We start from the raw sequence: 3,822 nt of genomic DNA, 5'->3' as shown, positions 1-3,822 counted from the left end.
ATAGAAAGATATATTAATGACCCGCATCATGGTTGAGAATATTGGCAGCGGTTAAAACCGCACGGGTAGGCTTTCCCCCGCGCTCTAAAGAGACGCGGCTCCCAGCCTTCCCGCAATCCCCTGGTGGCAAGATAGATTTAATTTATAATTACTCTAATTAATATCTATAGTTAAATTTTAGCTCACGCAGAGGCGCTCCAGTCGCAGAGAAGGAGAAGCAGAGTTTTTTCAGGGGTATGATTTAGTTATGAATTAGTTGATGGAAAAGGAGATAAAAATAAGACTTTTAGACCAGAGGATATTTTTAATTACATTTATGCCATCTTTCATTCTCCTATTTACCGTCAACGTTACGCCGAATTTTTAAAGATTGATTTTCCTCGTGTTCCTTTAACTTCTAATTCTCCGCTTTTTTGGGAGTTAGTTATCAAAGGTGATAAACTAGTTAGATACCATTTAATGAAAGCAAGGGGTTATCAAGTTTGTCAAAAATGGCTGAAAGACAGAAAAGGGAGACAATTGAATTTTGATGAAATTAGTCATTATCAAAATATTATTTCTATAATATCGGAGACTATTAAGATTATGGAAGATATTGATAAAATAATTGAAAAATATGGCGGTTTTCCGTTAGAATTTAAACCCTTACATTCTTATGGTTTGACAATTCTTAAGGAATCCGGGGATCACTCAAAAGTGAGAATCGCGGATTATACGGATTAAAAAATGGCGCGGATTAGGCTGTTTGCTATGATAAAAGTTACTAAAATCCGTGAAATCAGCGCAATCCGTCTCATCCGTGATTCTGACCATTTTATCAACGCCAAACTTGCTTCTTAATTTTTAGTATCAATAAATTAATGATCAAATCAGATTTACAAACACCGATAGATTTAGAAGAAATCGCTTTTTCCCATATTCCCGTTCTCAGTCAAGAAGTGATTACAGGTTTAAATATCCAACCTGGTGGACATTATTTAGATTTAACCGTTGGTGGTGGTGGTCACAGTCGGTTAATATTAGAGACTGCTGAAGATGTGAAAATTACCGCACTTGACCAAGATGAAGATGCTTTAAATGCAGCAAAAGAGAATCTAGCAGAATTTGGAAATAGAGTCAAATTTATTCATAGCAACTTTGCTAATTACCAATTTCCAGAAAATACCTATCATGGAATTTTAGCCGATTTGGGAGTAAGTTCCTATCATTTAGATAACCCAGAACGGGGTTTTAGTTTTAGAAATACCGCAAATTTAGATATGCGAATGAACCAGCAACAATCCCTCACCGCTGGAGATATTATTAATGAATGGGGTGAAAAAGAATTGGCGGATATTTTCTTTAAATACGGTGAAGAGAGACTTTCTCGCAGAATAGCCAGAAGAATTGTTGAAAAACGCCCATTCAATACTACTACAGAACTGGCAAATGCGATCGCCTACTCCGTCCCTCCTAAATATCGTCATGGGAGAATTCACCCCGCAACCCGTGTTTTTCAAGCTTTGCGAATTGCTGTCAATGACGAATTAAAAGTCCTGGAAACCTTAATAGAAAAAGCACCTCACGCGCTTATTCCTGAAGGAAGAATAGCTATAATCAGCTTTCACAGTTTAGAAGACAGACCAGTTAAACATGGTTTGAGAAATTCCCCCTCCTTGCGAATATTGACAAAAAAACCCATAATTGCCACAGAAGAAGAGATTAAAGAAAACCCCCGTTCCCGTTCTGCTAAATTGAGAATAGCAGAAAAGAAAAATACAGACGATTAAGACTGGAAGTTGAGTAACGTCATCATACCATTTACCATTTCTTTATCAGGCTGCACTTTAGCTGAGAGTCATAAGCCTGTTAATTGATGAGGTTCAGCAGCGTTAAACCTCTACCCACATTATGGTTCTTCCGTACCTGTTATGCCAAATATGAGTTTATTTACCCCATAACCCTTATAAATAAAGGGTTTCATTGTTTTTGATGCCAAATTTATGTCAAATTCACCGATGAATTAACATAAAATCCTTATATGGTAAGGATTTTATGGTTTGACAAAATGATTTAGCATAGTAAGTACCGAAGAGCAAAAAAATACTAAACACAAGGTAATCACTCAAAGATTTTGTCGTTCTTGCATTGTTGGGGGATCATCAGGACGAAAATATTTCATGGAAAATTTAGTAATAAAAAGATACCAGCCGACTTGTGTAAGAGAATGTAGGCGAATAATATTTCCTTCCTGTATTCGCTTGGAGACTCTCTCCCTCAACAACGTCATAGGATGACTTAAATCCACAACCCATTCTCCGCCTGTTAAACCACTTCCAATGAAAAAAAATTCAAAAACATTGTTTTTAGGAATTTCTGAATAAGAATTTAATGGTTTAAAATTTTCCAGAGGGAAACAAGGGCATACAACTATCTTTTCTTTCCTATCTAAATCACAGGTGCTAGTTATTATCATTGCCGGTGCTTGAAAATTAGACACCTTTCCATCTTTAGTGAAATTTAAGAATGGAATTATATTAAGTATGTCTCCCTGTGACCATTGTTTAACTGGATCGCATAAAACCTGAATACTGCTATTTTGAGTACCAAATTGTTCTAGAGCGAGCCTGGCATCGGCAGTATTTCCATCTGGATAGACAGGGAAAGCTTTTTGTAAATATTGGATTAAACCATCTAGTTGAATTCCACCCATTACTTAAAAATCCGGAAATCCTTGCTCTGATTGTGATGCAAGTATCTCTTTCCATAATTTGGAGTCTTCATAGCTAAGAGACATACTCCTTTCTTGCCATTTTGTAGTAAACATGACAATAGCTTCCTGCTTGGTTATCGTTTTTTGATAAATTTGCGGAATTTGAATATTGTCTTCAACTGAAACAGCCGAATCAAATATTAGACTACGGATAGGCATTGTTGTTGATGAAGTTGCCACTGTCGCAGCGAGAAATAATGGAGTCAAACACTGCTCCAAAATTTTAAAATTATGGCTGCTACCTGTTTTATATACAGAATAATCTTCCACAGGATAAGTTGACGAATTCATAGTTAAAGAAACGTTCATGGTTTTACCCCTTCTTCTAACTGAGGAACTAAAGTTTTAAAGTTCTCTTTAATAAGCTCATGTGCTTTTGATATCCAATCAATTAATTTTTCTATACTCCATTGCTCCTCTGGTTGTTCAATATTTTTGTCATTCTGATAAAAAGAGTTTAAATCTAGGATTAAGCCATGATCATTGGAATTAAATTGTACATTTATATCTAGAAATAATCCGGTTTCAACTTTATCTACTTTCCTTACTTGTATAAATTCTGTAATATCAAAACTTTTGTTAGTAAAGGGAGAGGAAAGATTCAAAAACTCAAAAGGATCGGCTATTTTATTAAAACTATTAATATAACGAAGCCCTATTCTGTAAGCATAGCTGATTTTAGCTCCGTGCGTTTGTGCAGAAGACAAAATTTCTTTTATATCGTCTATAAAATCACTAAAATTTGTATATTGTAGATAATTGACACTAATAACATCAGATCCTATTTGAAATAATTTGGACTGATCTTGACCAGAAAAGCGATGACGAACAATACCTGATATTGGTACAAACTCAGGCAATCCAGGAGGCTCTAATTTTTGCGTGAGTGGAAAGTTTACTTTGTGAGACACTGACATTGCGCCAGCAAAAATAGCGTAATCCTCTATAGGGGGAAAACGTATTTCTAATACTACTTCTTGTAATGCCACAGGTTTAGAGACAAATTGAAAATTGTTAACTTAATAGAATTCTACATTTAAACAGCGAACTTTACTATAATTCTTTATTAT

The 3,822-nt window shown here is 35.3% G+C and carries 5 protein-coding genes and 1 pseudogene; 3 read left to right on the top strand and 3 right to left on the bottom strand.

Annotated features, from left to right (window positions below; genetic code table 11):
• Nucleotides 1-282: 282 nt before the first annotated feature.
• The 3 genes and pseudogenes from IQ228_RS26890 to rsmH form a co-directional block, all read left to right on the top strand.
• Nucleotides 283-459, top strand: a pseudogene (locus tag IQ228_RS26890) (type ISP restriction/modification enzyme); the annotation flags it as partial.
• Nucleotides 460-585: 126 nt separating this feature from the next.
• Nucleotides 586-723 carry a hypothetical protein gene (locus IQ228_RS26885; RefSeq protein WP_228044030.1) on the top strand — a complete coding sequence of 46 codons (138 nt, stop codon included), beginning with the start codon at nucleotides 586-588 and terminating at the stop codon, nucleotides 721-723.
• 137 nt (nucleotides 724-860) lie between these two features.
• On the top strand, nucleotides 861-1,769 hold the full coding sequence (gene rsmH, locus IQ228_RS22930; protein WP_193964553.1) for a 16S rRNA (cytosine(1402)-N(4))-methyltransferase RsmH: 909 nt from the start codon (nucleotides 861-863) through the stop codon (nucleotides 1,767-1,769).
• A gap of 335 nt (nucleotides 1,770-2,104) precedes the next feature.
• Here the strand turns inward: rsmH and IQ228_RS22925 are convergent, their stop codons facing one another.
• From IQ228_RS22925 to IQ228_RS22915, 3 genes are read right to left on the bottom strand one after another with little or no spacing between them, the layout of a single operon-like run.
• The gene (locus tag IQ228_RS22925; protein ID WP_027401461.1) at nucleotides 2,105-2,692 is read right to left on the bottom strand and encodes a hypothetical protein; all 588 of its coding nucleotides are present in this window, start codon (nucleotides 2,690-2,692) and stop codon (nucleotides 2,105-2,107) included.
• Between the two features lie 3 nt (nucleotides 2,693-2,695).
• Nucleotides 2,696-3,061 (bottom strand): hypothetical protein, encoded by a 366-nt coding sequence (locus IQ228_RS22920; protein WP_193964551.1) that lies wholly within the window; start codon nucleotides 3,059-3,061, stop codon nucleotides 2,696-2,698.
• Complete coding sequence (locus IQ228_RS22915) at nucleotides 3,058-3,741, bottom strand: TIGR04255 family protein (RefSeq protein ID WP_027401463.1); 684 nt, start codon at nucleotides 3,739-3,741, stop codon at nucleotides 3,058-3,060. The genes IQ228_RS22920 and IQ228_RS22915 overlap by 4 nt, the downstream gene beginning before the upstream one ends.
• Between the last annotated feature and the right edge of the window lie 81 nt (nucleotides 3,742-3,822).

It is taken from the genome of Dolichospermum sp. LEGE 00246 (genome assembly GCF_015207865.1).
GTDB lineage: Bacteria > Cyanobacteriota > Cyanobacteriia > Cyanobacteriales > Nostocaceae > Dolichospermum > Dolichospermum heterosporum.
This window is presented reverse-complemented; position numbering and strand designations above follow the sequence as displayed.